The sequence below is a fragment of the Bradyrhizobium sp. MI1.10 genome (assembly GCF_055811035.1).
Map to the genome: position 1 here is coordinate 1 of NZ_JBVVPN010000084.1, position 5,375 is coordinate 5,375.

A 5,375-nucleotide genomic window follows, 5' to 3' on the forward strand; every position below is an offset into this window, starting at 1 on the left:
AGGTGGGCGACATCGTCTCGGAATCCACGGGCGACTTCATATCGGTACGCCTGGGCGACTTCGTCGGAATCCGCACGAAGGGCGGCGGCGTCGAGCATCTGCTCGGCTAGAAGCTTCTTCAGCTTCGCGTTCTCGTCCTCCAGCGCCCTCAGCCGCTTCGCCTCTGAAACGTCCATGCCGCCGAATTTGGCCTTCCAATTGTAGATCGTTGCTTCCGAGACCCCGCGCTTGCGAGCCAGGTCGGCCGTCTTTGCCCCAGCCTCATGCTCCTTCAACACTGCGATAATCTGTTCTTCCGTGAACCTTGCTCGCTTCATCTGTCCGTCCTTCTTCGGGCCGGACTCTAACTCCATCTGGAGGAAATACGCAGGGGCAGGTCACGGAGTCCTCGGGAAATCTTGCGTTCTCTCAAAGAGCGGTCAGGGGCGCCGAATTGATTTTACAATAACAAGTTGACCATTTTGAATGACGCAGTCATTCACGTTCGTCCACTCATCGATGATAAAGTCGGTGATGAAAAACTTGCGCAAGGGGAACGGTCCGACAAAGCACACATTCTTCATTCGCAAGTGTGCGTTCATGTAACCATCGGCGTGAAGACGCAGACCAAACGGGCCCCCCTGGAACATGACGTTTTCCAGATCAATCAAATCGGGCTTCCAACTGTCGGCGACAAATATCCCGGCGGTTGCGGAGGTGTTGTGCGCGACAATGGAAGTATTGCGCAGAGTGATCGTTCCGTGATTGCCGGGACCATAGGCCTGAATCACATCGGCATGGTCATCGCCTTGTCCTGTAGCCTCAAGATAAGAATCGGCAATTACGATATTGCCTTTAATCGCTCGGATACATTCGCGCGATTGGATTCGGAGTCTTGTTAAGGTGCAGCTGCCCCAGCAGCCAACCGTGTTGTCGCCGACTTCGTAATAGATATAGCTTCGATCTGTGAGTGATCCACCATCCGGTACGCCATCATCCAAACGGCTGTGGGAGATAGCACTGGTAAAGCGCGGATCGTTAAAGGAAAGCGGCGGTCCACTCGAAGGCATCGATGACGGAGCCGGTGCAGGAGTAGGAGCGGGGGCTGCTGCGGGAGCCGGCGACGAGCTAGCTGGGGGAGGATTGGAATTGTCGTTACCGCGAGGACCATCTACGCCGTTATCGTGAGCGATGCGCCATGGGATATAGCCGTTTGCGCTTGCCCGACCAGCGACGAGTTTATCGTAAACCCCGGCAGGTTGAGTGCCAAGTAGGGGGCCACCGAGTGAACCACTGGCTCGAACCCTCACCTGCCGCGAGGCCTCGACGCGATCGCCAAGGTTAAACCTGGGCGGTATGGATGAAGTTGAAAATCTAAATGATTTCTGCTCTTGAGCGGCGGCGGTCGGCGACATTGCTCCGATCCCCAAACTCAAAGAGATCGACGCGATAGACGTCAATATTTCTGCGACTCTCATCAGTCCCCCTAAACGGCCTCGATCTTCTGCAGCTTTTCGCCAACTGGAATTCGATAGAAAATCGCAGGGCTCACAATTGAGTTTAGAAAAACCACCATTGGCCGCATCAGGGTCAGCTTCCCGGACATCGATATCCATGCCATTCCACGCGGGAAGAACGATCGCGTCCCCGAACAGTCGCAGTTCGACGCTCACTATGGCCGGCGCCCGTCAGGACCCCACCGCGAGCCCCAGAGCGGAGGCGGCTGAGGGGTCCACCCAACGTCGGATCGTACCATCAAATATATCGGCCCCGTAGAGCCACCCGTCGGGGCCCTTCTGCAGGTCGACGATGCCTGGTGCGTTGTTGTCCACCAGCTGGACGCTGGCAACCTGCCGGCTTGCGTTCAAGGTCGCAGCGAAGATCGTTCCATTGTAGACATCGTCGAAGAACATGGTGTTCTGATTGTAGAAATCTCCCGCGGTTATCACGTGGGCACCGTCCGGAGCACCGTGGCTCTGAGTTAGGATGGGAAATACGGCAGGCGGGTCCGACGTATTGTTGCGGTTGCCATTGTTGTAGAAGCTGATCGCCTGGGGGAGTGTTTGGTAGCTGGCGGTCCTGTCTGGGCCCTCGAGATAGGGCCATCCGAAATTCGACCCGGCCGGGCCAGTATTGATCTCTTCCCAGCTGTCCCAACCTACATCTCCGAGCACGGGCAGATTGGTGACCGGATCGAAGCTGAAGCGATAAGCGTTGCGGACGCCGTAGTAGAAGACTTTCGACTGATTGCTGTTTGGATCGCTAGCTTGATAAAATGGATTGCCGGCTGCTCCCTCACCTGTGGTCGGATTGATCCGCAACAGCTTGCCGGAGAGATTGTGGATGTCTTGGACCCGCACTGCGCGAGGGTCCGCGAAATTATATGACGTGCCGTCGCCGACGGTGAGGTAGAGATAGCCGTCAGGGCCAAAATGAACGGCACCGATGGTATGCGAGTCGCCGTCCGACGCCAGATAATCGCGGATGTTCTGATTCTGAATCCCTGCCGAGTTCGGATCGTTGTCCTGCGCTCCGGTCTCTATCTGGCTGGCGGGGGCCGTTATGGTGGTGCCGTTGACGATACCTGATGGAGGAATGCTGGGATCGCCGTTGCTGTCCAAGTCCGGACGGCTCGTATACGCCCAAGTGCTGTTCTTGCCGACCAGCACGAACTCGCTCGCCGGATCGGCGATCATGGTGGTAGGGTCGACAGTCACCCTCACCAGACGAGAAGGTCGGTTTCCGGCCTGATCGGGTCCCGCGAGGCCCGTCTGGCCCGCCGTCTCGGGCGGATCGTAGGTGTAGAGCAGGTAGACATAGGGGCTGCCTGCGAAGAAATTTGGGTTCACCGCGATGCCCAGCAGTCCGCGATCGCTGACGTCATTTACCTCGCTCGACAGGTTGATGAGCGGCGTAGATCGCAGGGTGCCGTTGTCCACCACGCGCACCACACCGTCCTTCTGCGCGACGAGCATATAGCGGCCGTCGGGAGTCCATTCGATCGCTGTTGGTTCGTTCAGCCCCGTCACGGCCGTCTGGCCCACCAAATTGCCGAGGTCGGGGTTGTCATTATCCAGGATCTTCACTGTCGTCGTCGCCTGTGCGCCGAGAGTGGCGCCCGTCGGGTTGCTCAAGGTGACCGTGAAGGTCTCGTCGCTCTCCGGTGTCGCATCATTGATGATCGGGACCGTGATGGTCTGGGTCACCTGGCCAGCGGCGAAGGTCACCGTGCCGGACGAGATCGTGTAGTCCAATCCCGAGACCGCGCTGCCGTTACTTGTTGTGAAGCCGACCGTAGCTGCTTGATTGGCGCTGCCGCTGCGCAGCAGCGTGATTGTCGCTGTCGCTGTGCTCTCGGCAACGCTCACGGCGGCGTCCGCCATTGCTATGGAGGCGGGTGAGTCGTCGTCGATGATGGAGACGAGCACAGTGCGCGGGGCTCCAAGGGAGCCGGAACCGGGATTCTGAAGCCCGACAGCGAACGTCTCGGTACCCTCGGTGAGCTGATCGTTCACAATTGGGATGGTGAAGCTCTTGGTGCTCTCCCCGGGTCCGAAGACGATCTGACCGGTGTTCGACCGACCATTGAACGTGGGCTGGGTGTAGTCCAGTCCCGCCGTAGCCGTGCCTCCGGTGCCGATTTCGTTCGTCGTGTACTCCACGGTCGTTTGAGACTGGAGGTCGCCAGAGCGTACAACAGTGATGGTGGCCGTGCCCGCCGCTTCACTGACATAGATTGTGGAACTGTTAAGTAGCGCGATGACGTTGGATTGGGCGAATACGACGTCGCGGAAGTAGTTTGCGTTCTGATAGACGTTGGTCGGGAAGACGCCGCCAGTGGGGTCGTAGGCGCCGGCGCCGACGGGAGCGTTCAGGCCACCATTGCTGATGCCGGACGCGAAGCCTTGGGTGGTGGAGACATAGTAGCTGTTGATGTTGACCGAGACCACGTAAGTCGTGCCGGCCGCGATGGTGAGCGGGGTGGCGAGCGCCTGCTGCTGCCAGCCCGATGCGCCTTCGTTGGTGAAGGTGACCCTCGCCAGCTCCTGGCCGGTGGCCGACCAGATGTGGCCCACATGGGTGCCGGTCTCGTTCGAGGCCTTGTAGTACCGGATCGCCTGGATCACGCCGGACGTGTCGCTGGTGAAGCGCATACCCAGCTCGTAATCCGCTCCTGGTCCATCGGTGTTGTTGGTCAGATCGGGTGCCTGGGTGGTGAACAGCGTGGTACCCGAACTCGCAGCTGCAACCGTCGCGGTGGCCGCGCTCGTCACGTTCTCGCTGGTGCCGAGCTGGTCGGTGTAGGTGGTATTCACCCGGATCCGCTTGCCGACCAGGCTGCTGTCGAGAGTGAGGCTCGAGGTCGTGGCGGCGAGATTCGTCCAGGTGGTGCCGTCCGGGCTGCTCTGCCAGTGATAGGTGATGCTCGCTGGCACGCCATCAGGATCCGTGACGCTGGCCGTCAGCGTCTGGTTCTGGCTCGCCGTGCCGTTGATTGTGACGGCGCCGACGTCGTTGACGTTGGCCACGGCCGTGGCGGTCGCGGTGCTCACTGGCGCCTCGCTGCTGCCCAGCAGGTCCGTGTAGCTGGCGGTGGCGCGTATGAAGCTGCCAACCTGGGCCTGCCCGAGGGTCAGCGTGCGCGCCGTCGCGCCACTGATGTTGGTCCACGTGCTGCCGTTCGCGCTCTGTTGCCACTGATAGGAGATGGTACCCGGCACTCCGTCCGTATCGCTCACCGTCGCGGTCAAAATCTGGTTCTGCGTTGGCGTCCCGCTGACGCCCACCGCGCCGGGGTGATTGCTGGGATTTGACGAGCCCGCGGCGAATACGACGTCGCGGAAGTAGTTTGCGTTCTGATAGACGGCGGTCGGGAAAATGCCTTTTGTCAAGTCGTAGACGCCGGCACCCGCCGGGGCGTTCAGGCCACCATTGCTGATGCCCGAGGCGAAACCCTGAGGGGTGGAGACGTAGTAACTGTTGATATTGACCGAGACCACGTAGGTCGTACCGGCCGCGATGGTGAGCGGCGTGGCGAGCGCCTGCTGTTGCCAGCCCGATGCGCCTTCGTTGGTGAACGTGACCGTCGCCAGCTCCTGGCCCGTTGCCGACCAGATGTGGCCGATATGGGTGCCGGTCTCGTTCGAGGCCTTGTAGTACCGGATCGCCTGGATCACGCCGGAAGCGTCGCTGGTGAAGCGCATACCCAGCTCATAATCAGCCCCTATCCCGTCGGTGGCATTGGTGATGGACGGCGACTGAGTGGTGAACAGAGTGGTGGTGGCACTCGCAGCTGCAACCGTCGCGGTGGCCGCGCTGGTCACGTTCTCGCTGGTGCCGAGCTGGTCGGTGTAGGTGGTATTCACCCGGATCCGCTTGCCGACCAGGCTGCTGTC

Annotated in this window: 3 protein-coding genes; all 3 read right to left on the minus strand. The window is 60.2% G+C overall.

Annotated features, from left to right (window positions below):
- Positions 1 to 317: transposase (locus AC0L3K_RS38980; RefSeq protein ID WP_473368055.1), on the minus strand; the 317-nt coding region annotated here is incomplete at its 3' end.
- Positions 318 to 419: 102 nt separating this feature from the next.
- Positions 420 to 1,652, minus strand: coding sequence for a hypothetical protein (locus tag AC0L3K_RS38985; RefSeq protein ID WP_473368056.1), 1,233 nt, complete (start codon positions 1,650 to 1,652; stop codon positions 420 to 422).
- A gap of 15 nt (positions 1,653 to 1,667) precedes the next feature.
- A complete protein-coding gene (locus AC0L3K_RS38990) occupies positions 1,668 to 5,345 on the minus strand; it encodes a DUF4082 domain-containing protein (protein WP_473368057.1) in 3,678 nt (1,225 codons plus the stop codon).
- Between the last annotated feature and the right edge of the window lie 30 nt (positions 5,346 to 5,375).